Here is a 24,493-nt window from a genome sequence, read left to right as displayed (position 1 = left end):
CCGCCGGCTGAGCCCGCTAGCCGGTACGTCCAACGCGGAGCCTCGATGAAAGCCCGGCGACACAGCAGCCGCACGCTGATCTCCACATGCCTAGTCGCTTCCAAACTGACCATGAGTGCTGTAGGAGTTGGCTCCCCAGCGACCAAGGTATCGCATGCGGTGACGGCGGAAGGCGCGACGGTGGCTCGTCATGCCGTACCTGGCGAACCCTATTCCGCCTCCCGGTCGTTGCCATACCCACCGGCTGCCCATCTTTCCTCGTGGCGTCCACCGCTGCCGGTACCGGACGCGCCCCGCCCTGATCGGCTTCACCTTGCTCAGAGCGAAGTCGACGCCGATGTTCCAGGCAGCCTTGCGCCCGCTGATTTCCTTCTTGCGCCAGCGATAGATGTTGAATGCCGAACTGGCGGCAAAGGCAACCAGTCCAGCTGCACCACAGATGCCGGCTGTCGCAATAACGCACGCACCGAATGCGACTACGGCTGTGGCACGGGCTGCCCACTTCAGCGCACTGCGCCAACGCCACCGGCGGCCGTCGAGATCGAACTGGTTGATTGGGTCGGTCGGATAGCCGTACGCCGTCGCACCGCCGCCTCGCACGGGATCGACGCTAGCGAACAGGCCGGTCGCGGCGTTGTAGAGGCGGACGCCCATCAGGATTAGGCCGGCGCCGGAGGTTGCGCGTTGTTTGGTGCCTAGCCAGCCGTAGTCGACTGGGCCGGTTTGGGTGGTGTTGGTTGCTGCGGTGTTGCCGTATTCGTCGTAGGAGGTCCAGCCTCCGATGCTGGTGGCTGGGGTGGCGGTGGTCGGTAGGTCCACGGTGGTGACTACGTCGCCGTGGGGGTTGGCCAAGGTGAGGTCGGCGGACCCCGCCTGGTCGACGGTGAGGCTTAGGTCGCCGCCGATCAGTTCGGCGTAGCGCTGGATGCCGCCGCCGGTGGTTGTTACCCAGGTGGGGTTGTCGGAGGTATCGGCGTAATGGCGGACTGTTTGCTTCATTCCGCTTGCATCCGTGACGGCCTCGGTGGAGCGGCGGTCGAGGGCGTCCAAGGTGTACGCCGTCGTGGTGCCGCCCTGGGCGATTGACTTGGCCAGGTCGTTGTCGTAGTACGCGAGGGAGATGTCGCCGGCGGCGGGGCGGGGCGCGTCTGAGGCGGGGAGAGTCGTGGTGCGGCCCAAGGCGTCGTAGGTGTAGGTGCCGGCGCCGTTGGCGCCTGTGATCGGGCGGTCGGCGGTGTCGAAGGCTCGGGTCACCGCGGTGGCGCCGGTTGCGGTGCAAGAGCCGTCGGCAGCCGGAGCCGCGGTTGACTTGGTTAGGCGGTTGTCGTTGCGGTCGAAGGTGTAGGTGCGGGTGGTGCAGCCCGGGGCTTCGGTGGGGTCAGTGACGTCGACGCCGGTGGTTGCGGCGGTGCGGTCCTGGACCTTGGCGAGGCGGCCGGCGTTATCGTAGGAGTAGGCGCGGTCGTAGCCGATCGCGTCACCCGGAGCGTCACCCGCGTCGCCGGTGAAGGCGGAACCGTCCGGGGTCCACTCATGGACGATCCGGCCGTTGACGTCGTTCTCCAAGGACCAGGAGAGCCACGGGCCGTCCGGGTCGACGGTGGTCGAGCCGTCTTCGTTTACGTTGGTGACCTGACCGGTGTAGCGCAGACCGATCGGTTCGCCGACGCTGTCGAGGTCGTTGTACTGCGTGACGCCACCAGGCAACTTCTGGACGGTCATGGATCCGTCGGCGTCATAGGCGCCAGTGGACGACCAGGTGGAGCCGGCAGTGGTGACCTCGACCTTGGTGGCGACACCACGGCGCTCGGTTTTGCCCGCCGCGTCAGTGCCGTCGTACGTGTATCGCGTGGAGCCGTTCGCGTCAGTGACAGTGGCAACAGAACCCGCCGCGTCGTAGACGGTCGTGGTGGCCTGCTCGCCCGACGGCTGGTACGTCGTCTGGCGACCCCAGCTGTCGTACCCGGTGGTGACGTTGGTGGTGCTGTTGTCAGCGGCAGTCGCGGTAACCACCGTAGCCTGACCCGTGGCCGGGTCGTAGGTCGTTGTTTTCTTGGTGTTCGGAGTCGATCCGGTCAGCCCGGCGACCACGGTCGAGCTCGAAGCCGTGCGGCCGTCGAGCAGGTAGCTCGTGGTCGTCGTACGCGTCACCGAACCCGACGTTTCGGTCACCGTCTTCGGAGCCAGCAACCAGGTGAAGTCGCCCGTCGTGGTTGACGGCAGCGTCGGACCCGAGGACGGCGCAATAGCCGGGTAGGTCTTGCAGACCAGCCCTGCCCACTGCGGCTTCCCACCGCACTCAGCGAAGGAGGCGTTGGCCGCCGTCGTGTAGTAGACCGTCTTGGTCGTACCGGCGTCCGAGCCGTTCGACGCCGGCTGCAGGTTCTCGACCGCGCGGCCTTCGGCGTCGTACCGGGTGAGCTTCACGATGTCACCGGCGCTGTTCGTGCCGTCCAGATCGACGTCGGTGATCGCCTTGCCCGCCTGGCCGAGCTTCCAGCCGTCGGCGTCGCCCGGGACCGGCGGTCCGTAGTCGGTGAGCGACTGCGACACCAGTTCGAGGTCGGTCCCGGTGCCCGGGTCATGCACGTACGACGATGCCGTGGTCGGCAGGCGGTACGGCATGGTCGTGTCCGGGTTGACGCCCGCGTTCGGTGCGCCTTGGTCGAAGGTGGTGTGGTTGTGGGCGCGGATCCATTGGACCGTGCCGTTCTTCAATGCGGCGAAGCGCGACGGGCTGTAGGTGTCCGTGACCAGCGTGCCGGCCGGCGTCAGGACGGTGTCGCCGGCAGCGTTCTTGATGTCGGCGTTGTAGACCGTGACGTTGGCCAACTGGTCGACGGAGGCACCCGAGGGCACCGAGCCGTCGATGACCGCGCGCAGAGCGCGTTCGTCGAGCTCGCGGACGGTGTTGCCCTGCTCGTTGTAGTCGGTAGACGTGTACTGCCAGTCGCCCGCGCCGTACTTCGCCGAGTTGACGGTGTACCCCGAAGCGTCGGTGTATTGCAGATCGGCGTACTGCCAGTCGTCGGCGGTCGGCGCTCCGGAGACGGCGCGGTCAGGACCGAAGACCGCGAAACCGTTGGTGGGCGCGGCCTTCTGGTTCCATCGCGCCACCGAGGTGGCCGACAGATCGGGCAGACCCGCACCGGACAGTGGTATGTCGTACACGAACTTCGCCAGCGTCGCGGTCCCGCCGGTCGGGTCGCCGGCCGGACGGTCGCGCTTGACGGTGTCGAGCTTCTCGCGCTGGTCCACGGTGACGTAGCTGAGCTGGATCGGGACCTGACCGGCGGGCTTCACCGAGGTCAGGTGGTTCGCGGCGTTGTAGCCGTACTCCGTGCTCAGGTTGGACCGCGGATCGGTGACCGCGGTGAGACGGCCGTTGGCGTCGTAGCTGTAATTAGCGACCCGGGTGGAGTCCATGGCAGGGCCGCCGGCCTTGTCGGGGTTGAAGATGTCGAGCCAAGCGACGGACAGGCGAGCGCTGCCGTTGATGGTGGTATAGACGAAGCGCAGCGCGCGGCAACCGGGATTGAGTGTTCCGGTGGCCGGGCAGGTGACGCCGGGTGGGGCAGGCGCCAGGATGCGCGTGATGTGCCCCTCGGCGTCGTACGAGTAGGTGGTCTTCGACGCGATCCCCGGCTCGGCGATGCCCGCCGGACGGAACGACGTAGCGGACGAAGCGCTGGGAGCAGCCGCCGGCGTCCAGGTGGTGACGGTCCCGTCATCCTCGGTGTAGGCGATGACCGTCGAGATGCCAGTGCCGGTAACGGTCAGCTTCGAACCGTCGAGCTCGGTGTCCTCGTCGCCGGGAACCCAGGTACCGGTGGCGAACGCGGCCGACGTACGCCGCTGGCCGTCCGGAGCCTCGAAGATCAGCCCAGTACCGTCGCCGTCGAGCAGCGCGATGGTGCCGTCGATGCGGGTCGAGTCGACGACCTCCATCCCGGCCGCGCCCGCGTCGGCGCCGTCGAACTGACCGATCCAGCCGGGGCCGAAGACGCCGTTGACGGTGGTGGGAGCGCCCGCGTAGGTGGAGTGCGAGCGCGAGATCGACAGGTCGCCGGTGTAGCCGGGCACCGAGATGTCGGACGCGTCGGCGTTGAACTCACCGGTCCACAAGGCGACCTGGCCCGGCCCGGCGTCGGCGGTCGGGAAACCGTTGCCGAAGGCATGCGGTACACGCTGGATCGTGGTGTTCGGCGTCTCGGACCAGGTGCACTGGCTCGAGGATGCGTAGGTGAGGCAGACCTGGACGTCGAGGAGGACCGGGACGCGGTCGTTCAGGGTGGTCGGCTGGATTCCGGCGGTGTTGGGATCGGAGTCGACGTTCGCGTCGATCTTGGCGTTGGTGGAGTCCCACAGGCCGGTGACGTGGATACCGCCGGTACCGTTGTCGGTGACGGTCAGCGGGTTCTCGTCGACGTTCCAGCCGACGGTGTCGTGCTGGCCGTCGCGGCCGTAGCCGGACAGGCGCCAGCGGACCTTGGCGGTGGGCACGGCAGCTTGCCCGCGGGGCGGACCGGAGGCGTCGATCTTGACCGTGCTCGTGGTGGTGATGCGCGGACTGGCGGTCGGCGTGGCCAGCGACGAACCGCCCCAGCCGAAGCTGTACGACGTACTGGCCGACAGCCGGCCGGCCGGAGACTCTGCCTGGACCGAGATGCGGTGCAGGCCGGGCGTGTCCTTCTTGATCGTCACTGTCGTCTTGGCGACCGCTGGGTCGCTCGACGGGTTGATCTTGATCTGACCGGCCGCGCCACCGGAGAAGTTGGACACGTACGGCTTGCCGTCGACGGTCGCCCGGACGTAGCCGGGTGCGGAGAACCCGGTGCCGGTCGCCGTGATCGTGCAGACGATGTCATTGGCCGGAGCGGTGTCCTGCCAGGAGTTGATCGCGTACGGCGCCGGGCAGGAGATCGTCGGAGCGGCCGGCTGCAGTGTGCCCACGCGGACCACGCTCCAGCCGGACCAGGCAGAGTCCTTGCGGCCATCGTTCGACTTGGACTTGACGTAGATGGCCGTGTTCTCCGGGAGGTTGACGCTCGGCTTACAGCCGCCGACCGAACCCGACGCGTACGTCGCCGAGGTGCAGGTCGCTTTGAGGCTGCCCGGGCCTTCGGGTGAGGTGTGGAACTCGAAGATGTACTTGACCGTGTTGCCGTCCGCGTCACTGGCCTTCGTCGTCACCCACGGCTGCAGGTATGGCGAGTAGAGGGCGCTGGTACCGGCAGGTGGGGCGTAGCCGACGGCGGAGACGTAGGTCGGTACTGCGGGCTTCGCCGGCGGACGGTTCCACGTCATCGTGATGTAAGGGTCGGCGATCGCGACGGTGGAGTAGACCTTCTTCCACGAGTTCGTGTCGGCCTCGTTGCCGGCCATCAGGGCCATACCGCCGGTCGGGTACGACGCGGTCGACCACGCCTGGGCCAGGCCGGTCATCGGGATCGAGATGCGCCCACCCGGGCAAGCACTCGAGAAACCCTTGGCAGACGAGACCGAACCGTAGACGCTGCCGATCGTGGGTTGCGCGGTCCAGCGCGTCGCAGTCGTCGCGGGAGTCGCCGAACGGACGACCACAGCGCTCGGAGTACAGGACAAGGAGTTGAACTGCCACAGCGACAACGAGGCCGACAGGATGTCGCGACCGGCAAAGGCTGAGGTGGCGAAGTTGAGGAAGGAACGAGCCGTTGCCGAGCCGTTGTTGCCGATCCGCAGCTCCTGCGAGGCGGACTGGTCGGTGGTGACGCCGCTCTGCACCCAGGTGTCGAAGTTCGACTTCGTCGTACCGGTCACGTACGTCGGGTCGACGGTCACCGGGTAGGACCGGGCGGGGTCGAGCATCCACTTCGCATCGGGCGCGATCACCAGCGTCGCCTTACCGCGCGACACCTGCTCGACAGTCACCTTCACGATCGCCTTGTTCGCGGGTTCGCCGCCGGCCGCTGTGACCGAGTCCCACATGTAGCCGACCGGGATGGTCGACTGGACCACGTTCTTCGCGTCCACGAACTCGATCGAGCCATCAGCCAATGCCCGGGGTGTGAGGCCCTTGGTACGCAGCGGGATCCGCCAGACCGGCGCGGCCGTCGGACGCTGCTTGACGATGAAGTCGTGCTCGAAGCCGGTACGGCGGGCGTCCAGGACGAGATCGACGCCCGGCTGTACGTCGGCGTACGTCGCCTTGGTGCCGTTGAGGGTCGGCTCGGGAAGCTTCCAGGGTGAGATCCATTCAACCTGGCGGCCTGTGCCGGAGGACGCCGAGGCGAAGACCTGTCCGGTCGTGCTGCTGCGCTTGCCCAAGCGCAGACCGTGCTGATGACCGCGGGGAGCGACCGTGCCGTCGGCGGCCCTCTGCAAGGTCAGGTCGATCGACTGCCAGCGGCCCTTGGCCGTCTTGAAGCGGATCGGGGCGGCGTGGGCGTCGGTCGTCATGGTCCCGTCAGGGTTCGACCACGTCGTCGACGTCTCGGTGCGCATCGATTCGACCTCGACCCGGGAGCCCTGGGCTCGCGCGGTGACCGAGGCGGAGATCACATCCGGTCTGGACGCGACCTTCTGTGCCGCCGGTTTCGGGTCCTCGGTGCTGACAGCCTCGGCCGGCTGCCGCGTCTCCAGTGCAGCGGCCAGCAAGGCCAGCGAGACCACCGCGGCGACGAACCGTGGAAACTTCTGCACGCGGGCGCGCTGAGATCGATCCAGGACAAACAAGGGGCACTCCCAGAACTCACGCCGACCAGGCGGAACGGCGACGGGACAATCGCCGTTCGGGCCAGCGCTCGCTACATCGGCACCGGCGTTACCCCGTTACGGAAATTGCAACAACCTGCAATTTCCGGTTCAGCCGTCGCCAGACCTGTGGTCGAGCCAGTACAGGCGGTTTGGCGGACTACGCGGCGGTTGTGTCCCGACCGACAGGACATAGTCGCCGAATCGGCCTGCGCAATCGTTTGCCTGGCGCAAAATCCGGGGTATGTCCTGTCGGACGGGACAACAACCACCCCCGAGCGCTCAGGTGGTGGCGGCTTGATGGATGTGGTGGGCGAGGGCTGTGATGGCGGGGGTGGGGCCGGAGGGGGCGTAGCAGATTAGGTGGGAGCGGGTGGACCACGGGTCGGTTAGGCGGCAGATGTCCAGGGTGGGGGCTCGGTCTACTGAGCGGAGTGGGGCGATGGCCAGGCCTACGCCGGCCTCGGCGAGGGTTATGAGGGTGTGCACGGTGGGGACCAGGGTGCGGTAGCGCGGTGCGGGCGCGTGTGGGCCAAGGCGACGGTCCATCCAGGTGCGGAGGGTGGATCCCAGGTCCAGGCCGATCATGGGGTGTTCGGCGACTTCGGCGTACGACATTGTTTGGCGGCCACTGAGGACGCCGCCGGACTGGCCGATCACCACCAGGGAGTCGTCGGCTAGTGGCTCGGTGCGTAGGGCGCTGGCCATGGTCTCTTCGTCGTCCAGCACGATGCCGAGGTCGGCTTTGCCTTCGGCAAGCAGTTGGAGTGAGCGTGGGGTGCGCTGCTCGGAGACGGTGACGTCGTGTTCTGGGTACTCGCGCAGGAACGACGCCAGCGCGGCCGGTACGACGCGGTGCATGGCGGAGCCGCCGGAGACGAGGACGAGTGGCCGGGAGCGCGCGGCGGTGTAGCTCGCGACAGCACTGTCGAGGCGTGCAGTCTGAGCCAGTACTTCGCGCGCGTGGCGAGCCAGCGTCGTACCGGCCGGGGTTGGTCGCACGCCGCGGCGTTCCCGGATCAGCAGCGGCACTCCGGCCTGGGCCTCCAGCGCTCTGACCCGTGCACTCGCTGAAGGCAGACTCAGGTGCATCTGGGCGGAGCCTGCCGTGATCGAGCCTTGGTCAACAACGAATACGAAGAGCCGCAGGTCATCGAGGTCGTAGCGCATGGCGAACAGCCTATGCCTCAGCCAGAGGCTGACTGAGGCAAAAACGCATTGTGGTCCTTACCGGACGACCCTGATGCTGGAACGGTGAGCGCACTGCTGGTCGTCCTGCTCGCCGGGATCGCAGCCGGCGCGCTGAACGCTGTCGGCGGTGGTGGCAGCTTCGTCGCGTTCCCCGCTCTGGTCGCGGTCGGCGTCACCGCAGTCACCGCGAACGCCGCCACGACGGTCGCCTTGCTGCCAGGAGGTCTGGCCAGCGTCTGGGTCTACCGCCGCGAGCTCCAACCACTCCCCAGTACTTCGACCCGCGTGCTGACCGTGTCGAGCATCATCGGCGGCGTACTGGGCGCGGTACTGCTCCTCGCCTTGCCCTCGGAATCCTTCGACGCGGTCGTCCCGTGGCTGCTCGCCTTCGCCACCTTCGTGCTCGCCTTCGGCCGCCGGATCGCCAAGTCGCTGGGAACGACGATCGCCGGCCGCCCGACGATCATCGCCGGACAGCTACTGCTCTCCATCTACGGCGGGTACTTCGGCGGCGCGTCCGGGCTGCTCATGGTCGCCTTCTGGAGTGTTGCCGCCGGCATCGACCCGGGCCGGGCCAATCCGTTGCGGGTGATCCAGATGGCGGCCATCTATCTGACCGCGGCGATCATCTTCCTGGTCGCCTCGGACGTCATCGGCGAGTCGCTCAAGGTCGGCCTGATGCTCGGCGGCGCGTTGCTGGGCGGCTTCGGCGGGGCGATGATCGCCCGCAGCCTGTCAGCGCCGGTCCAGCGGGCGATCGTGGTCGGGTCGGCGGCCACGATGACGGCGGCGTACTTCGTGGCGCTCTCGTGATCACCGACGAATCCCTCGCCCGGCTGGCGATCGCCTGGGAAGCCTGCCAGCTGGCCGAATCGGCCCGTACCGCCGTCACCATCGACGGCGACCCCGAAGACCTGCTCGCCCGAGCGCACGAAGTACTGGAAGCAGCCGAGCGCTATGCCGCCACCGTCCACGCCTTCACCTCCGAGCAGGCGACCGGGCAGCCCAGAGCCTGGTTGTTGCCCACGGCACCGGAAGAGGCCGCGGCGGATCTCGACAGCTGGGTGATCCGGCACCAGGACGGCGAGGACCCAGGCCCCACGCCGATCTCCAGCCAGTTGTAGCCAACAGCAACCAAATCCCTGAACGACCCCACCGCGAGAGACGCCGACCCGGGAGGAAAATACGCCCGCCCATGGCCTGGCGAAAACCCTCCCCAGACCCAACTACCAGCCCGAAGCCCCCCGGCAAGTCGCCGAGCACCGACAACTGCTTCCACCGAAGCGGGACCGGCCGAGGATCGCTGGCCACTAGCGGGTTATTTGACCGATAGCGCCCTACAGAGCCTGTTGCGAACTGGCTCGGCAGCGGCCGATTGTGTCCCGACCGACAGGAAGTAGTCGACCGTTCGGCCGCGCGCCACGCTCACGCAGGCCGCGGCCGGCCGCAGAACCGGCACTACTTCCTGTCGGTCGGGACACAACGCCAACCCCAGACCAATTTCCCAACAGGCTCTGTCAGCGCGAAGCTGTCCAATAGCCTGCCAGCGGGCCTCGGCAACGCCGCGACTGACCCACGGGTCAGTCAGCAGAGCCTTCATTCGCCTTCTTTCACCCTCCAGCTCAGTGGCTGGGCGCTGGCGGTCCGGTGGCGAGGGTGAAAAGGGGGCGAATGAACACCAGGTGGCGGGTAGGTAGGTCAGTTGATCAGTCCCTTGACGATTGTTGTCATCCGGTCGACCGGGATGGCGAAGCCGATGCCGATGCTGCCGGAGCGTGAGCTCGAGCTGAGGGTGGCGATGGCGGTATTGACGCCGACCACCTGACCGGCCGCGTTGACCAGCGGGCCGCCGGAGTTGCCGGGGTTGATGGCCGCGTCGGTCTGGATCGCCGTCTGCCGGTTGCCGTTGTCGCCGAAGCGCGCCTGCCGGTTGACGGCGCTGACGATGCCGGCCGTCACCGTTCCTTCCAGGCCGAGCGGTGAGCCGACGGCCAGCACCGGGTCACCGACCTTGAGTTGCGACGACCGGCCGAGCGTGAGCGCCCGCAGTCCCTCGACGTTGCCGCTGACCTGGAGAACCGCCAGGTCGTTGTCCGCGTCGACCCCGATGATGCGCGCGTCCACGGATCGCCCGTTGGACAGGACCAGTGACACATCGGTCGCTCCTTCCACCACGTGCGCGTTCGTGACCACGTGTCCCTGCTGGTCGATCGCGAACCCCGAGCCGGTCGCCCGGCCGGCCCGGACGGACACGACCCCTGGCAACACGCTCGCCGCGGCCGCCGCGATAGTCCCTTGCTCGGCTCCGCCTGAGGGGGCGGCCGCTTGTGGCAACTCGACCGGGGCGCTCACCGAAGGCGAGTCGACCCAGCCACCGGTCACCGCGCCAGCGAGACCACCGGCCAGGACGGACAGTGCGATCCCCGTGGCGAGTACGCGGCCGGTACGGCGTACTGGGGGTGGGGCCGTCACCCCGGCCTGAGGTGCTGCGGCCGGAGAGGGGGGTGCCGGCGGAGCAGAGGCCGGGGTGACGGAGAAGGGGATGCCGGGCCCGGGCGCCGGTACGTCGGGCGGCGCGGCGGGCGGTGGGCCGGGCTGGTAGTGCGGCCCACGGAAGGGATGACCGAGATGAGGGCTCACAAGAGGCTCCTAGTGCCTTAAGGAAGCCGCGAGAACCAGAGCAGCGAGGCCAGGCCGGCCAGCAGTGCGACGGCCAGGGCGACTCCCGCCACCAGGTTGGTGATCTCGCGTTCCTCGGTGGTCCAGCCGATCGACGACTGGAGATCGGAGTAGACGGAGCGCAGTTCCTCGTCGCTCTCCGCGGAGTAGAAGGAACCTGAGGTCGCGTCGGCCAGTCCGCGCAGGGACTCGGCGTCGGCGGGGACCGGGATGTTACGGCCTTCGAGGTTGACCGTGCCCTCTGGCGTTCCGTAGGCGATCGTCGAGACCGGTACGCCGGCCTGCGACGCGGCCTGGGCGGCTTCGTCGATCGGGCGGCCCGACGTGTTGCCGCCGTCGGACAGCAGCACGATCCGGCTCGGCGGCGGATCGGTGGCCGCGTCGGCGTCCAGCGATTTCACCGCCTGCAGGCTGGTCAGGACGGCCTCACCGATCGCGGTGCTGTCGGTCAGCGTCAGCCGGTTGATCGCGTCGATGGTGGCCTGGTGGTCCGTGCTCGGCGGCGCGACGACGTTCGCCGTCCGGGCGAAGGAGACGAGTCCGACGTTGAACTGCTCGGGCAGGCTGTTGACGAACTCGGTCGCGGCGCTCTTGGCCACCTCGAACCGGTTCGGCTCGACGTCGGTCGCGGCCATCGAGTTCGAGATGTCCATCGCGACCACGACGGTGGCGCGTTCGCGCGGCACCCGGACGTCGGCGACGGGCCGGGCGATCGCGATCGTCAGCACGGTCAGCGCCGCGAGGAAGGCGAACGCGGGCGCATGCCGGCGCCACCCGGGCCGCGTCGGGGCGACCTTCTCCAGCATCGGAAGGGTCGCGAACCGGACGGCGTACTTGCTGCGGCGGCGTTGCGCGATCAGATACGCCACGACCAGAGCCGGGACGATCAGCAGCAGCCAGAGCCACAGCGGTTGCTCAAAATTCATCGGACACCGGTCCTCCCTCGAGGGGTTCGGCGGGTGTTGGCGCGGCGGCGGGCGGTGGCGAAGGCGGCGACGTCGCGGACCCAGTCGGTGTCGGTGCGCAGGACCAGGTGGGCGGCGCCGGCGGCGCGGATCGCTTGGGTGGTTTGCTCGCGGTGGGCAGCCATCGCGGCGGCGTACCGCTCCCGCAACCGCTTCTTACTCGTCTGTACTTCGCGCCGCCGCCCCGTCTCCGGATCCACCAGAGTGAGCAACCCAACCTCAGGCAACTCAAGCTCACGCGGATCGAGCACCTCGACAGCGATAACTTCGTGCCGCGCGGTCAATCGTCGGAGTGGAATCTCCCACCCTTCGGTATGAAAGTCAGAGACAACTACTCTGAGGCCTGGCCTTGGATGTTCGCGGTTGAGCCGCGTGATCGCGTGGGCCAGATCGGTCTGCGGGTGTTCGCCGGGAGTTGCTCTAGGCAACGACAGCAGCGTGCGAAGAGTACGCCGCATGGCCGCCACACCGCCGACGTCGGGGATCCGGCGAACCTCGTTGCCTAGGGCAACCCGCACACCGAGACGATTCCCAGGACGATCGGCCAGCAGACCCACCGCACCAACGATGGCGACAGCGAGATCGCGCTTCTCCGACAGCGCAGTACCGAAGTCCATGCTCGCGGACGCATCCACCAGCGCCCAGGTCTCCAGTTCGCGCTCGGCCAGCGGCGCCCGGACGTGCGGTTCAAGCGAGCGAGCAGTGACATTCCAGTCCATCCGGCGGACATCATCCTGACCCGCCTGATACGGCCGCGCCTCGTTCGGTTCGCTGCCCGGGCCGCTCCGCAAGCCGGTGATCTCGCCGTGCAGGAAGCCTTCCAGCTTCCGTTTCACCGAGAGCTCCAGCGAGCGGAGCGCCCGCTCCCGCCCGGCCAGCAGGTCAGGACCTGTCATGCCGCGGACCCCTGCGCCTGATCAGCCGGTACGACGTGCGGCTGCTCGACTGCGTGCAACACCCGCGACACCACAGACCGCGGGTCGACCCCATCCGCCAGCGCGTCGAAGGTCAGCACCAGCCGATGCGCCATCACGTCATGCGCCACGTCGTACACGTCGGCAGGCAGGACGTAGTCGCGACCGCGCAACAAAGCCAGCGCACGACCGGCCGCCACCAACCCCAGCGTGGCCCGCGGACTAGCTCCAAACTCCAGTACGCCGCCGAGATCGTCGATCCCGTACTGCTGCGGCGCCCGCGTCGCATGCACCAGCCTGACGACGTACTCCGCCACGGCGTTGTGCACGAAGACGTCTTCCGTTGCCTCCTGCAACTCATTCACCATGGCCGGCGTCAGTACTGCGTTCGCATGCGGCCGGTGCGAGCTCATCCGCTGCAGGATCGTGAGTTCCTCCAACGGTGTCGGGTAGTCGACGGTGATCTTCAGCAGGAACCGGTCCCGCTGCGCCTCGGGCAACGCGTAAACGCCCTCGGACTCGATCGGGTTCTGGGTGGCCAGGACGAGGAACGGCTCGGGCAACGGGTAGCTGACGCCGCCGATGCTGACCTGACTCTCGGCCATTGCCTCCAGCAACGCCGACTGCACCTTGGCAGGTGCGCGGTTGATCTCGTCGGCGAGCACGAGGTTGGCGAAGATCGGGCCGAGTTCGGTGTCGAACCCTTCGGCGGATGGCCGCCAGATCCGGGTCCCGACGATGTCGCCCGGGACCAGGTCGGGGGTGAACTGCAGCCGGGCGAACCGGCCGCCGATCACCTCCGCGAGGGTCCGGACGGCCAGCGTCTTGGCGACGCCGGGAACCCCTTCCAGCAGGCAGTGCCCGCGGGCCAGCAGGCCCACCAGCATCCGCTCCACCAGCTGGTCCTGTCCGACGACGACCCGCTTCACCTCGAAGAGGGCTCGCTCGAGTACTGCCGTCATGCGTTGCTCTGCGGGTCGGCCTGCTGCTCAGGCTGGGTCTGCTCGGGTTGCGTCTGCTCCGGCTGGGCCTGGCCCGAGCCGTTCTTCTCCGGGCAATCCCGCCCGTCGCGCTGCGCTGTGCCCTGGGAACCCTGCGAAGGGCCGGTACTGGGATCGGTGCTCGGCGCGGGGCTGTCCTCCACAGTCACGTAGCCCTGATCAGGGGCCGGGTCGTTGCCGGCGGCGTACGCGAAACCGCCCACGCCCAACGCGGCGGCCGCGACCGCAGTACCGAGCAGGAGGCGCTTGCCGGGGAGATTCATGCTGACTCCTTCGAGATCGGATGATGGGTCCAGATCATCAGGACGCCCCGAAAACGACCGGAAAGCAGAGCGAAAGCCCGCCGAAAGCTCACACCGGTCCCAGCACGGGACACCGCTACCTTTGACTCGTGCGACTACTGGTGGTGGAAGACGAGGAAGGCCTGGTCAGCGCTCTGCGCTCGGGACTCGGCCGGGCCGGCTATGCCGTGGACGCTGCGCTGACCGGTGCCGAGGCGGTCGAGAAGCTCGCCACCACGCCGTACGACCTGGCGATTCTCGACATCACGTTGCCGGACACGAGCGGCCTCGACCTGTGCCGAGCGGTCCGTCGCGGCGAGATCGAGGTGGCGTCCGGACGCGAGTTGCGGGTGCTGATGCTGACCGCGCGCGCCTCGCTCGCCGACCGGGTCCGCGGGCTCGACGAGGGCGCGGACGACTACCTGACCAAGCCGTTCGCGCTGGTCGAGCTGCTGGCCAGGATCCGCGCCCTGCTGCGTCGCGACGTGACGAACGGGTCGACCCAGTTGCACGTCGGCGAACTCGTCCTGGACAGCGCCCGCCATCTCGCGACGAGGGCCGGGCGCGAGCTTCCACTGACGCTGAAGGAGTTCGGCGTACTGCGCTATCTCATGTCGCGGCCGGGGCACGTCGTCTCGGCCGAAGAACTGCTCGAGCACGTCTGGGACGAGAACGCGGATCCGTTCACCCAGAGCGTCCGCGTGACGGTCGGAACGCTGCGGCGCAAGCTCACCCTGGAAGGCGAGGATCCCTTGCTGGAAACGGTGATCGGGCGCGGCTACCGGCTCAGAGGTGATGCATGAAGAGGCCGAAGATCCCGGTCTGGGCCCAGACGATCCGGTTCCGCCTGACGCTGGCCTATTCCGCAGTACTGATCGGCTTGTCGGCGCTGGTCCTCGGCAGCCTGTACTTCGCGCTGTCGGCGTACCTCGACCCGCAGCCGCTCGACCCGATCACGGTCAAGAAGGTCTATACCGACGAACACGGTAACTACAAGCCCAAGCCGGGTCAGACGTTCCAGGCCGCCGATCTGGACAGCATCCAATCCGCGGTCAACTACAAGACCCTGGAGACGCTCAAGACCTATTCGGCAGCAGGCATGGGCGGACTGCTGATCCTCAGCCTCGGTACCGGCTGGTGGCTGTCCGGTCGCGCGCTGAGGCCGGTACGCCGGATCACCGCGACGGCGCAGGACATCTCCGCGACGGACCTGTCCCGCCGGATCGCGCTGGACGGCCCGCGTGACGAACTGCGCAACCTCGCGGACACCGTCGACGACATGCTCGAACGGCTGGAGTCCGCTTTCGTCGCGCAACGGCAGTTGGTCGACGACGCGTCCCACGAGCTGCGCAATCCGTTGGCGGTGATCCAGGCCAATGTGGACGCAGTACTGGCTCATGACGACACTCCGTCGGAGGATCGGGCCCAGGCGACGGCGATCGTGTCGCGCGCGATCCAGCGGATGACCCGGCTGGTCGAGGACTTGCTCGCGTCGGCCCGCCGGTCATCGCCGGCCTTCGTGGACGCCGACGTGGACCTCGCCGCCATCGCGGGCGAGGCCGCCGAGGAGTACGCGCTACTCGCCGCCGACCGAGAACTCCGCCTGGTACGCCGTCTCGCGCCCGGGCCGACCGCCGCCGGGGATGCCCAGGCGCTTCGCCGGGCGGTCGACAACCTGCTGTCCAACGCGGTCCGGCTGGCCCGGGGTGGCAGCGAGTTGGTCCTGGCCGTCGGGAGCCGCAACGGCTGGGCCTGGATCGCCGTCCGGGACGAGGGCCCGGGGATCGCCGAAGAGGACGCTGATCGCGTCTTCGACCGCTTCTTCCGCTCAGGCCAACGGCAGCCACCCACAACCGTCCCGCTGACCGACCCGTCCACCGGTCCGTCGACGAGTCAGCGCCGCGCGGGCCTGGGTCTGGCAATCGTCCGCCAGATCGCGGAATCCCACGGCGGCACGGTCGCGCTGCATTCCGAGGTCGGCGTCGGCTCGACCTTCATCCTCTGGCTCCCCGAACGCTCCCTCACCAACACCACCCGCCGCTCCCCCACCCCGCCGACCGAGGATCCACTAGGTCCACGCTCGTAAGCCCGGACCGCCGCCACTCACAAACCTGCCCTCCGCAGCCCAAGACATCCCCACCCACGCCTGGCCTGGACTAACCAGGTGAGGTTTATGAGTGGCGGAGGTCCGCCCTCCCCTCCGGGGCTCGGCCTGAGCGCTCCGCCACTGGCGTCTTTGAGCACCCGCCAGTCGTCGTACCGGCGAGTAGGTGGCTAGCCGGTGCCCAAAGTCGCGGGTTCGCGGGGGTGCACTGCGCGGGATGGGCTTAGCGCGGGGTGCTGAGGAGGGGGCGTGTGCCGTTGAGGACCGCGGCGTAGCGGGCGCGCACCTGGGCGGCGTGCTCGTCGGTCAGCACCGGCGACTCAGGCTTGCTCATGGCAACCTCCCAAGTCGGTACTGCGTCCGACACGGCCCAGGCGGCTTGGCGGGCGGCGCCAAGGGCGACGTATTCAGCTGGCTCGGGTAGGACCACCGGCGCACCCAGCAGAGCAGGCGCAAGAGCCTGTACTGCGCGGGAGCGGGCCGCGCCGCCGAGGAGCAGGACCCGGTGGACCGGGAGGCCCTGTGCTCGTAGGGCGTCCACCGCGTCGGCCAGGCCGCACAGCATGCCTTCTACTGCAGCGCGGGCCATCGTCGCGGGCTGTGCGGTCGCGCGGGTCAGCCCATAGACCAGGCCAGTCGAGTGCGGAAGGTCCGGGGTCCGCTCGCCGTCCAGGTAGGGCAGCATGACGAGCCCTGCGCTGCCGGTGGAGGTCAGTGCGGCTTGGTCCAGCTCGGCGAGATCCATGCCGAGCAACTGGGCCGTTGCCGACAGCACCCGAGCCGCGTTCAGCGTGCAGACCAGTGGGAGGTAGCCGCCCGTCGCATCCGCGAAGCCGGCGACGAAGCCGCTCGGGTCGGTCGTCGGAGCAGCGGATGTGGCGAACGCAGTACCGCTGGTCCCCAACGAGACAGCGACGTCGCCGGGCTGCAGGTCAAGACCGAGCGCGGCAGCCATGTTGTCGCCCGTGCCCGCAGCGAGCGCGATGCCGGACGCGGTCTGGCCAACGACCTCGGACGGCCCGGCCACCCGCGGCAACTGCAGCGATCGGCCGAACGCAAGCTCGACCAAATCGGGCCGGTAGTCGTTGGTGGTCGGCGACCACCAACCGGTGCCCGAAGCATCTCCGCGATCGGTCGTCAGGTCGGCAATACCCGAACGATCCGCAGCGAACTGATGGGTCAGCCAATCGTGGGGCAACGCAACAGCCTCAGCCCGAGCAGCCGCGTCGGGAGCAGCGCCGCGAACCCAGCGCAGCTTGGTGACGGTGAAGCTCGGCACCGGCACAGACCCGGTCGCGGCGGCCCAAGTCTCCGGGCCACCCAGCTCAGAGACCAGTTCGGCCGTCGCGTCGGCAGAGCTCGTGTCGTTCCACAGCACCGCCGGGTGGACGACCTCACCAGCGCCATCCAGCAAGACCATGCCGTGCTGCTGACCAGCCACAGACAGCGCCGAGACCCCGTCGAGCAGGCCGTCCGAGGCGATCTGCCAGGCCTTCCACCACTCGGCCGGGTCGACCTGGGTGGCGTCGGGGTGCGGCGCGCGACCTTCCCGCAGTACCTCCCCGGTGCTCGCGTCGCACACCACGACCTTGGTCGCCTGAGTGGAGCAGTCCACACCGGCGACCAGCCTGGGATCAGTCATAGAAGTCTCTCCGAATCACGGGGCGGCGAGCTGCCGCAGTATTTCGCGGGCGAGATCGGTCGTCGTCACCAGGGTGCTGACCAGGCCGGCCCGCACCGCGGCGATGACCGCCGGGGCGCGATGGGCCCCCGCGGCCAGGGCGACGCGCTCCTCCGGGCGGCGGAGCTGGTCGACCGAGACCGCGATGATCATCTGTTCCAGCGGTGACTCGACCAGTCTGCCGTCCAGATCCAGAAGATGCCCGCTGACCTCGGCGATTGCGCCGCCGGCCAGCCCGTCCGCGCGGATCTCCTCCGAGACCGCGTCCCAGACCGTCGAGCAGCCCGCGCGCCAGGCGCCGATCGCGACCACCGAGATGTCCAGGCCGTCGGCCAGTGCCAGCGTGTCGGCGATGCCGGGCTGCCTGCGCAGCGCGGTGACGGCCGCGATGTCGTCCACCACGAGCGGCGCGTGCACGGCGTGCGCAGTACCGCCAGCTAGTGCCGCGGCTCGGCGAGCGAGGTCCATCGTGCTGCCGCCGCCAGCGGGTGAATGCAGCGAGCCGGCCATTTGGACCACTGTGCAGGCGGGCAGTACGTCGAGGTGGTCGACCATCGCGTCCACGGCCCGGCTCCAGGTCAGGCCGAGCAGGTCGCCGTCGCGGACCAGCGGCGCGACCGTCCGGGCGGCAGCCTCGGCCACCTGGTCGCGGACCTGCTCAGGCGACCCGGAGGTGTGGGTGACGACGCACCGCGGCAGCCCGAGGGCGTCCGCGAGTTGCTCGGACAGTCCGCGATCGATCGGGCTGGGGCTCTTGATCTGGATCTGGACGATGCCTCGGCCGCGCGCGTCCTCGAGCATCCGGGCGACCTTGAACCGGCTCAGGTCGAGCTGCTTGGCGATGTCGACCTTGGAGGTGTTGTCCAGGTAATAGCGACGGGCGACCTCGGCCAGTAGCTCGTCGTCGTCTTCGCCCTCTCCGAGCAGCTGTCCCCGGCTGTTCACCGTCGCCCCGCCACCAATCCTTCTCCCGTGATTCCCGGCACCGTAACCGTTCCGGGCTCCTTGCCGCGAGTGGCTCCCAGCCGCTGGTCAGCCGGCCCGCGCCTCCAGCGTCGCCCGGGCGCCAAGCTCGTGCAGAGACGCCAGCGCCGAGGTGTAGGCCTGCACGAATCGCTCGTCCTCGACGAGGTCACCGAACAGGTCCCGGTCGGACACGAAGAGCAGCGGCGCGTCGCGGTTGTGCTGCGCCCGCTCGACCAGTTTGTCCCGCAACCGGTCCACCACCTCGATCGGTTCGCCCTGCTCGTCCACGCCCTCGGCGTACCGGGCCCAGGAGGCGACGACCAGGGCAGCGCGCTCGATCCCGCGGCCGGCGGCGAGTTGCTCGCGGACAACAGGCAGCAGCCATTTCGGGATCCGGTCCGAGCTCTCCGCGCAGAGCCGGGCCAGCGTGTCGCGCACCTCCGGGTTGGCGAATCGCTCGATCAGCTGGTGCTTGTAGCGGTCGAGATCGACGCCCGGTACCGGCGGCAGCGTCGGCGTACCCTCCTCGTCCATGTAGCCGAGCAGGAAGTCGACGAACAGCTTGTCCTGGCAGACCTCGTGCGCATAGCGATAGCCGGCCAGGTAGCCCAGATAGCAGAGCGCCTGGTGGCTCGCGTTGAGCAGCCGCAGCTTCATCAGCTCGTACGGCTCGACGTCCTCGACCAACTGCACCCCGACATCCTCGTACTGCGGCCTGCCGGCACCGAAGTCATCCTCGAGCACCCACTGGGTGAACGGCTCGCAGACCACCGGCCACCCGTCCTCCACACCGAACCGCGACGCCAGTGCCTCCTTGTCGCCGTCGGTGGTGACCGGCGTGATCCGGTCGACCATGCAGTTCGGGAAGGGCACCTCGCGCTCGATCCAATCGGCCAAGGCCGCGTCCTTCAGCTGTGCAAAGGAAATCAGCATCTTGCGCGCGACATGCCCATTGCCCGGGATGTTGTCGCAGGACATCACCGTGAACGGCGCGATCCCGGCTGCCCGGCGCCGGGCTAAGGCCTCGACCACGAAACCGAAAACGCTGACCGGCGTCGCCCCGGGCTGGAGATCGGCGGCCAGCGCCTCGTCCGAGGTGTCCAGCTCCCCGGTCACCTGGTGCACGTGGTACCCGCCCTCGGTGATGGTCAGCGAGACGATCCGGGTGGCGGGGTCGGCCATCCGCGCCAGCACCGCCTCCGGGTCGTCCGGCGCGAACAGGTAGTCGACGATCGAGCCGATCACCCGCGGCTCCAGCGTCCCGTCGGGGTACTTGACCACCAGCGTGTAGAGACAGTCCTGGGCCGCCATCACGTCGGCCATCCGCCGGTCCTGCGGCAGGACGCCGATCCCGCAGATGCCCCAGTCGAGCGCCTTGCCGTCGTTCATCAGCTTGTCGAGGTACATCGCCTGGTGGGCGCGGTGGAACCCGCCCACCCCGAAGTGCACGATGCCAGGGCGGACCGCAGTACGGTCATAGGCCGGTACGCCGACCTGCTCGCCGAGGGAACCCACGCTGGCCGAGCTGAGTTTGTGCAAGATGCCTCCTCCAGAAGACGCTGTCGTCACTTGACCGCCCCGAGCGACAGGCCCTGGACGAGCTTGTCCTGCGCCGCGAATCCGGCGATCAGCACGGGCAGCGACACCACCAGGGACGCGGCGCAGACCTTCGCGAGGAACAGGCCCTGGCTGGTGACGAAGCCGGTCAGGAACACCGGCGCGGTCTGAGCCACGGTACCCGTGAGCACTCGCGCGAAGAGCAGTTCGTTCCAGCTGAAGATGAAGCAGATCAGCGCCGCCGACGCGATCCCCGGCGTGACGACAGGCGCCACCACCGAGCGCAGCGTGCGCACCAGACCGGCCCCGTCGACCGAGGCCGCCTCGAGGATCTCGACCGGTACTTCGGCCAGGAAGCTGCGCAGCATCCAGACCGCGATCGGCAGGTTCATCGAGGTGTAGAGCACGATCAGCAGCCAGATGTTGTCCAGCAGCCCGGTGAACTGGGCGAAGAGATAGATCGGCAGCAGCCCCGCGACCACCGGCAGCATCTTCGTGGACAGGAAGAAGAACAGCACGTCGGTCCACTTCTTCACCGGCTTGATCGACAGCGCGTACGCCGCCGGGAAGGCCAGCAGGATCACCAGGACCGTGGACAGGATGCTCGCGGTGAGCGAGTTGGCGATCGACGGCCAGGGTCCGGTGTCGAAGAACGAGCGGTAGCCGTCGAGGGTCAGCGGTGCCGCGATGTCCGGTGGGTTCTTCGCCGCGTCGGGCTCGGCGTGGAAGGAGGTCAGCGCCATCCACAACACCGGCAGGACGAAGAGCACGCCGACGACCCAGGCCAGCGCGCTCAGCGCCATCCCACCACTGCGGTTCCGCTTCTTACCGGTCACGATCGTCACTTGGCCTTGTGCACTCATCGCCCCTCCTCCTTGAACAGGGTGGACACCGAACGCAGCGCGAAGGTCGCGATCAGGATGGTGCCGATCACGACGATGACGCCGGCGGCCGAGGCCCGGCCGTAGTCATGGGCGGTGTAGAAGGTCTGGTAGATCGTGTACGGCAGGTTCGCCGTCCCGAGGCCGCCGGAGGTGATGGTGAAGACGGCGTCGAAGTTCTGCACCACGTAGATCGAGCCGAGCAGCGCGCTCAGTTCGAGGTACTGGCGCAGGTGCGGCAGCGTCATGTAGCGGAAGATGTCCCACTGGCTGGCGCCGTCGATACCGGCCGCCTCGATCACGTCGAGCGGGCGGCTCTGCAGGCCGGCCAGCAGGATCAGCATCATGAACGGCGTCCACTGCCAGACCAGCGCGAAGATCACCGACCATAGTGGCTGATTGCTGATCCAGTCGGGTTGTGGCGCGTTGTCCCCGAAGATCCAGGTCAGTACGCCGTTGAAGAGCCCGTACTCCGGGTTGTAGAGCGCGTGCTTCCACAACAGCGCGGCCGCGACCGGGACCACCAGGAACGGTGTGATCATCATCGTCCGGACCACGCCGCGACCACGGAACCTGCGGTCGAGCAGCAGCGCGATGCACAGCCCGAGCAGCAGGCTGATCAGCACCACTGCCGCGGTCAGCAGGATGGTCACCAAGATCGCCTGCCGGGTGTTCGCATCCGTCAGCACCCGGCGGAAGTTGTCGACCCCGGCGAACCCGCGCTCGTCGGGGTAGTAGGCGTTCCAGTCCATGAAGGACGTGATGATCGTGACCACGAACGGCAACTGGGTGACGATGATCATGAAGACCAGCGCGGGCAGCAGCGGCGCGCGCCGGGCCCAGTCGCCGGTACTGCGCAGCAGGGTGCCGGGCTTGTTGGGCGGCGTGGCCGCGTGCCGGCCCGGACGTACCTCGGTGTCGACAGACATGTCAGCCCTCACTTCGTTTCTCTGGCGCGATAGCGCTCGGCCACGTCGTCGGCGAGTTCCTGCCCGCGTTTCAGCGCTTCGTCGACGCTCATCCGGCCGGCGATCGCCGAGCTGACGTCCTGGCTGACCTGAGTCCCGAGATCGGGGAACTCGGGGATGTCGACGAACTGGATGCCGATCGCGGGCCGCGGCTGGACGCCGGGGTTGCGCGGGTCGGCGTTCTCGATCGCCTGCTTGGTCGGGTCCGCGAAGGCCGCCGCTTCCTTGCGGTAGTCCGGGTTCTCGTACGTCGAGGAGCGCTTGCCGGCCGGGACGCGGGACCAGCCGAGTTCCTTGCCGACCAGTTCCTCGTACTGCTTGCTGGAGGCCCAGGAGATGAACTTCCAGGCGTTGTCCTTCTTCTTGCTGGCTTCCTGGATGCTCCACGACCAGGCGTAGAGCCAGCCCGAGCTGTCGGTCTTCACGACCGGTGCGGGGGCGTAGCCCATCTTGCCCTTGACCGGTGAGTTCGGTGCCTCGAGCGAACCGGCGGCGGAGGTGGCGTCGTACCACATCGCCACGTTGCCCTGGACGAGGTTGTTCAGGCACTCGGTGAAGCCGGCCTGCGGTGCGCCGAGCTCGCCATGGTTGCGGACCAGGTCGACGTAGAACTTGGTCGCCTCGGTGAACTCGGGTGAGTTGACCTTCGCCTGCCAGTCCTCGGTGAACCAGGTGCCGCCGAAGGTGTTCACCACAGTCGTCAGCGGAGCGAACAGCTGGCCCCAACCGGGCTGGCCGCGCAGGCAGATGCCGCGCATCCCGGGCTGGGCGTTGTCGACCTTCGCGGCGATGTCGGCGACCTGCTGCCAGGTCGGCTTGGCGGGCATCTCGATACCCTTCGAGGCCAGCACGTCCTTGCGGTACATCAGGAACGACGACTCGCCGTAGAACGGTTCGCCGTACACCTTGCCGTCCTCGCCGGACAGCGACTCGGTCATCGACTTCAGGATGTCGTCCTGGTCGAAGGCCGCGTCCTTCGCGATGTAGTCCGAAAGCGGGGCGATCCACTTGCTCTTGGCGTAGATCGGGATCTCGAAGTTGCTCAGCGAGGCGACGTCGTACTGGCCGGCCTGGCTGGAGAACTCCTGGCTGATCTTGTCCCGGACGTCGTTCTCGGGCAGCACGGTGTAGTTGACCTTGATCCCGGTCTGCTGGGTGAAGTTGTCCGCGGTCAGCTTCTGCAGGTCGACCATCTGCGGGTTGTTCACCATCAGCACGTTGATGCTGTCGGCGCCACCACCTCCCGCACCGCCGCCCCAGCCGGCGCAGCTGGTCACTCCACTCACCAGGAGGAGTGCGACGGCCACACCTCCGATGCGCTTTCGCTGTTCCAGCACGGGCTGCTCCTTCGCGATCGGCGGTCTTCGCTCATATGAGCAGCATGCTGCTCATCGTTGAGTGAACCTGACGGCGTCGCGGGGTGTCAAGAGCTCGCTTCACACTTGGGCATTCTGCTGCTCATCTGAGCGCTCTGGCCTTGGCGCGGTGGAGCCGCCAGACTGAGCCGTGATGCCTGACGTCGAGACCCGCCTACTCGGCGGCACTGCCAACCGCGGGCTGGTGGTGCGGGTCGGCGACACCGTACGCCGCCCGCTGCGGCCGAGCAGTCCTGCCGTCCATGCCCTGCTGGACTATCTCGAAGGGGTCGGCTTCGACGCCGTACCGGCCTTTCTCGGGGTTGATGCGCAGAAGCGCGAGGTGCTCACGTACGTGCCGGGCGAGACCGTCACGGCGCCGTACCCGGCCTGGTCGATGACCGATGCGGCTTTGGAGAGCGTCGCTCATTTGCTTCGCCGGTACCACGAGGCGGTGGCCGGCTTCGATCCGTCCGGGCATGCCTGGGCCGAGCCAGTGCCCGCGGAGTACGACGAAGGTCTGATCGGCCACAACGACCCGAACCTCGACAACATCGTCTTCCGCGACGGCGTGGCAGTCGCCCTGATCGACTTCGACCTGGCCGGCCCCGGCTCGGCGCTCTGGGATGTCGCGGCCGCGGTCCGCCTTTGGGCACCGCTCCGCCCCGACGGAGACATCCACGACCCCCGCCAAGGCCATTCGTTGACCCGTCTCCGCCGTTTCGCCGACGCCTACGGCCTGACCGGCGCGGACCGCACCCGCCTGATCACCGCAGCCGCCGCCAACCACATCTGGTGCATGGACTACGTCCGCCGCGGCGCCGAATCCGGCCACCCGTGGTTCCACCAACGCTGGACGACCGGCGAATCCGCCCTAACCGACCGCACCAACCACTGGTTCACCACGCACCACGACACCTTGGTGAAGTGCTTGGAGGAATAGATCTCCACGCACCCACCGCCGCTCGCTCCTCCGCCGCGGTGGGTGCCCAGCCGCGCCTCGCCTCCGACCGGTGCTGGCGGAGGCGCCACTTTGGGCACGGCCTAGCCACGCTTCCCGCCGCCGCATGCCCACCCGGTGCTCAAGGTGACGCCCGAGCCACCGCCCGCCGGAACGAGGCGCCACTTTGGGCACGGGCCAGTCACGCTTCCCGCCGCCGCATGCCCACCCGGTGCTCAAGGTGACGCCCGAGCCACCGCCCGCCGGAACGAGGCGCC

General features: G+C 68.3%; 18 protein-coding genes. 5 read left to right on the top strand and 13 right to left on the bottom strand.

The window, feature by feature from the left end; genetic code table 11:
* Positions 1-90: 90 nt before the first annotated feature.
* Both A3ES_RS0137425 and A3ES_RS0137420 read right to left on the bottom strand, forming a co-directional pair.
* Positions 91-6,681 carry an RHS repeat-associated core domain-containing protein gene (locus A3ES_RS0137425; RefSeq protein WP_020391968.1) on the bottom strand — a complete coding sequence of 2,197 codons (6,591 nt, stop codon included), beginning with the start codon at positions 6,679-6,681 and terminating at the stop codon, positions 91-93.
* 333 nt (positions 6,682-7,014) lie between these two features.
* The gene (locus A3ES_RS0137420) at positions 7,015-7,902 is read right to left on the bottom strand and encodes a LysR family transcriptional regulator (RefSeq protein WP_020391967.1); all 888 of its coding nucleotides are present in this window, start codon (positions 7,900-7,902) and stop codon (positions 7,015-7,017) included.
* Between the two features lie 84 nt (positions 7,903-7,986).
* Here A3ES_RS0137420 and A3ES_RS0137415 point away from each other — a divergent pair, with 84 nt between their 5' ends.
* Together A3ES_RS0137415 and A3ES_RS0137410 are read left to right on the top strand one after the other, a co-directional pair.
* On the top strand, positions 7,987-8,736 hold the full coding sequence (locus A3ES_RS0137415; RefSeq protein ID WP_020391966.1) for a sulfite exporter TauE/SafE family protein: 750 nt from the start codon (positions 7,987-7,989) through the stop codon (positions 8,734-8,736).
* Positions 8,733-9,047 (top strand): hypothetical protein, encoded by a 315-nt coding sequence (locus A3ES_RS0137410; RefSeq protein WP_020391965.1) that lies wholly within the window; start codon positions 8,733-8,735, stop codon positions 9,045-9,047. The genes A3ES_RS0137415 and A3ES_RS0137410 overlap by 4 nt, the downstream gene beginning before the upstream one ends.
* Before the next feature lie 574 nt (positions 9,048-9,621).
* Here the strand turns inward: A3ES_RS0137410 and A3ES_RS0137405 are convergent.
* From A3ES_RS0137405 to A3ES_RS0137385, 5 genes are read right to left on the bottom strand one after another with little or no spacing between them, the layout of a single operon-like run.
* Complete coding sequence (locus A3ES_RS0137405) at positions 9,622-10,563, bottom strand: S1C family serine protease (protein WP_026163567.1); 942 nt, start codon at positions 10,561-10,563, stop codon at positions 9,622-9,624.
* A 17-nt stretch (positions 10,564-10,580) separates the two neighbouring features.
* Entirely contained in the window at positions 10,581-11,528 is a 948-nt protein-coding gene (locus A3ES_RS0137400) for a VWA domain-containing protein (RefSeq protein ID WP_020391963.1), read from the bottom strand.
* Entirely contained in the window at positions 11,525-12,463 is a 939-nt protein-coding gene (locus A3ES_RS0137395; protein ID WP_020391962.1) for a DUF58 domain-containing protein, read from the bottom strand. Before A3ES_RS0137395 ends, A3ES_RS0137400 begins: the two co-directional genes overlap by 4 nt.
* A complete protein-coding gene (locus A3ES_RS49790) occupies positions 12,460-13,443 on the bottom strand; it encodes an AAA family ATPase (RefSeq protein ID WP_020391961.1) in 984 nt (327 codons plus the stop codon). The genes A3ES_RS0137395 and A3ES_RS49790 overlap by 4 nt, the downstream gene beginning before the upstream one ends.
* Complete coding sequence (locus tag A3ES_RS0137385; RefSeq protein WP_020391960.1) at positions 13,440-13,745, bottom strand: hypothetical protein; 306 nt, start codon at positions 13,743-13,745, stop codon at positions 13,440-13,442. Before A3ES_RS0137385 ends, A3ES_RS49790 begins: the two co-directional genes overlap by 4 nt.
* A 128-nt stretch (positions 13,746-13,873) precedes the next feature.
* Between A3ES_RS0137385 and A3ES_RS0137380 the strand changes: the two genes are divergently transcribed.
* Positions 13,874-14,566, top strand: a complete 693-nt coding sequence (locus tag A3ES_RS0137380) for a response regulator transcription factor (protein WP_020391959.1) — start codon at positions 13,874-13,876, stop codon at positions 14,564-14,566.
* Positions 14,563-15,849, top strand: a complete 1,287-nt coding sequence (locus A3ES_RS0137375; protein WP_020391958.1) for a sensor histidine kinase — start codon at positions 14,563-14,565, stop codon at positions 15,847-15,849. Before A3ES_RS0137380 ends, A3ES_RS0137375 begins: the two co-directional genes overlap by 4 nt.
* A gap of 241 nt (positions 15,850-16,090) precedes the next feature.
* Here A3ES_RS0137375 and xylB read toward each other — a convergent pair whose 3' ends face one another.
* From xylB to A3ES_RS0137345, 6 genes are all read right to left on the bottom strand, one after another.
* The gene (xylB, locus tag A3ES_RS0137370) at positions 16,091-17,509 is read right to left on the bottom strand and encodes a xylulokinase (protein WP_020391957.1); all 1,419 of its coding nucleotides are present in this window, start codon (positions 17,507-17,509) and stop codon (positions 16,091-16,093) included.
* A 15-nt stretch (positions 17,510-17,524) separates the two neighbouring features.
* Positions 17,525-18,493 carry a sugar-binding transcriptional regulator gene (locus A3ES_RS0137365; protein ID WP_020391956.1) on the bottom strand — a complete coding sequence of 323 codons (969 nt, stop codon included), beginning with the start codon at positions 18,491-18,493 and terminating at the stop codon, positions 17,525-17,527.
* An 87-nt stretch (positions 18,494-18,580) separates the two neighbouring features.
* A complete protein-coding gene (locus A3ES_RS0137360) occupies positions 18,581-20,053 on the bottom strand; it encodes a mannitol dehydrogenase family protein (protein ID WP_020391955.1) in 1,473 nt (490 codons plus the stop codon).
* A gap of 26 nt (positions 20,054-20,079) precedes the next feature.
* Positions 20,080-20,934 carry a carbohydrate ABC transporter permease gene (locus A3ES_RS0137355; protein ID WP_083933938.1) on the bottom strand — a complete coding sequence of 285 codons (855 nt, stop codon included), beginning with the start codon at positions 20,932-20,934 and terminating at the stop codon, positions 20,080-20,082.
* The gene (locus A3ES_RS0137350; protein WP_020391953.1) at positions 20,931-21,881 is read right to left on the bottom strand and encodes a carbohydrate ABC transporter permease; all 951 of its coding nucleotides are present in this window, start codon (positions 21,879-21,881) and stop codon (positions 20,931-20,933) included. Before A3ES_RS0137350 ends, A3ES_RS0137355 begins: the two co-directional genes overlap by 4 nt.
* An 8-nt stretch (positions 21,882-21,889) precedes the next feature.
* Entirely contained in the window at positions 21,890-23,257 is a 1,368-nt protein-coding gene (locus tag A3ES_RS0137345; protein ID WP_020391952.1) for an ABC transporter substrate-binding protein, read from the bottom strand.
* A gap of 172 nt (positions 23,258-23,429) precedes the next feature.
* Between A3ES_RS0137345 and A3ES_RS49785 the strand changes: the two genes are divergently transcribed.
* Positions 23,430-24,218: a phosphotransferase gene (locus tag A3ES_RS49785; RefSeq protein ID WP_020391951.1), complete on the top strand. Its 789-nt coding sequence runs from the start codon at positions 23,430-23,432 to the stop codon at positions 24,216-24,218.
* Positions 24,219-24,493 lie beyond the last annotated feature (275 nt).

Source organism: Kribbella catacumbae DSM 19601, from assembly GCF_000372465.1.
In the GTDB taxonomy this organism is placed as follows: domain Bacteria; phylum Actinomycetota; class Actinomycetes; order Propionibacteriales; family Kribbellaceae; genus Kribbella; species Kribbella catacumbae.
The sequence above is the reverse complement of the archived record's forward strand: the minus strand, read 5'-3'. Positions and strand labels throughout refer to the sequence as shown.

Coding starts and splice junctions, on each gene's coding strand:
- A3ES_RS0137400 (WP_020391963.1), bottom strand. CDS start 11,528: ATGAATTTTGAGCAACCGCTGTGGCTCTGGCTGCTGCTGATCGTCCCG.
- A3ES_RS0137375 (WP_020391958.1), top strand. CDS start 14,563: ATGAAGAGGCCGAAGATCCCGGTCTGGGCCCAGACGATCCGGTTCCGC.
- A3ES_RS0137385 (WP_020391960.1), bottom strand. CDS start 13,745: ATGAATCTCCCCGGCAAGCGCCTCCTGCTCGGTACTGCGGTCGCGGCC.
- xylB (WP_020391957.1), bottom strand. CDS start 17,509: ATGACTGATCCCAGGCTGGTCGCCGGTGTGGACTGCTCCACTCAGGCG.
- A3ES_RS49790 (WP_020391961.1), bottom strand. CDS start 13,443: ATGACGGCAGTACTCGAGCGAGCCCTCTTCGAGGTGAAGCGGGTCGTC.
- A3ES_RS0137350 (WP_020391953.1), bottom strand. CDS start 21,881: ATGTCTGTCGACACCGAGGTACGTCCGGGCCGGCACGCGGCCACGCCG.
- A3ES_RS0137395 (WP_020391962.1), bottom strand. CDS start 12,463: ATGACAGGTCCTGACCTGCTGGCCGGGCGGGAGCGGGCGCTCCGCTCG.
- A3ES_RS49785 (WP_020391951.1), top strand. CDS start 23,430: ATGCCTGACGTCGAGACCCGCCTACTCGGCGGCACTGCCAACCGCGGG.
- A3ES_RS0137420 (WP_020391967.1), bottom strand. CDS start 7,902: ATGCGCTACGACCTCGATGACCTGCGGCTCTTCGTATTCGTTGTTGAC.
- A3ES_RS0137355 (WP_083933938.1), bottom strand. CDS start 20,934: ATGAGTGCACAAGGCCAAGTGACGATCGTGACCGGTAAGAAGCGGAAC.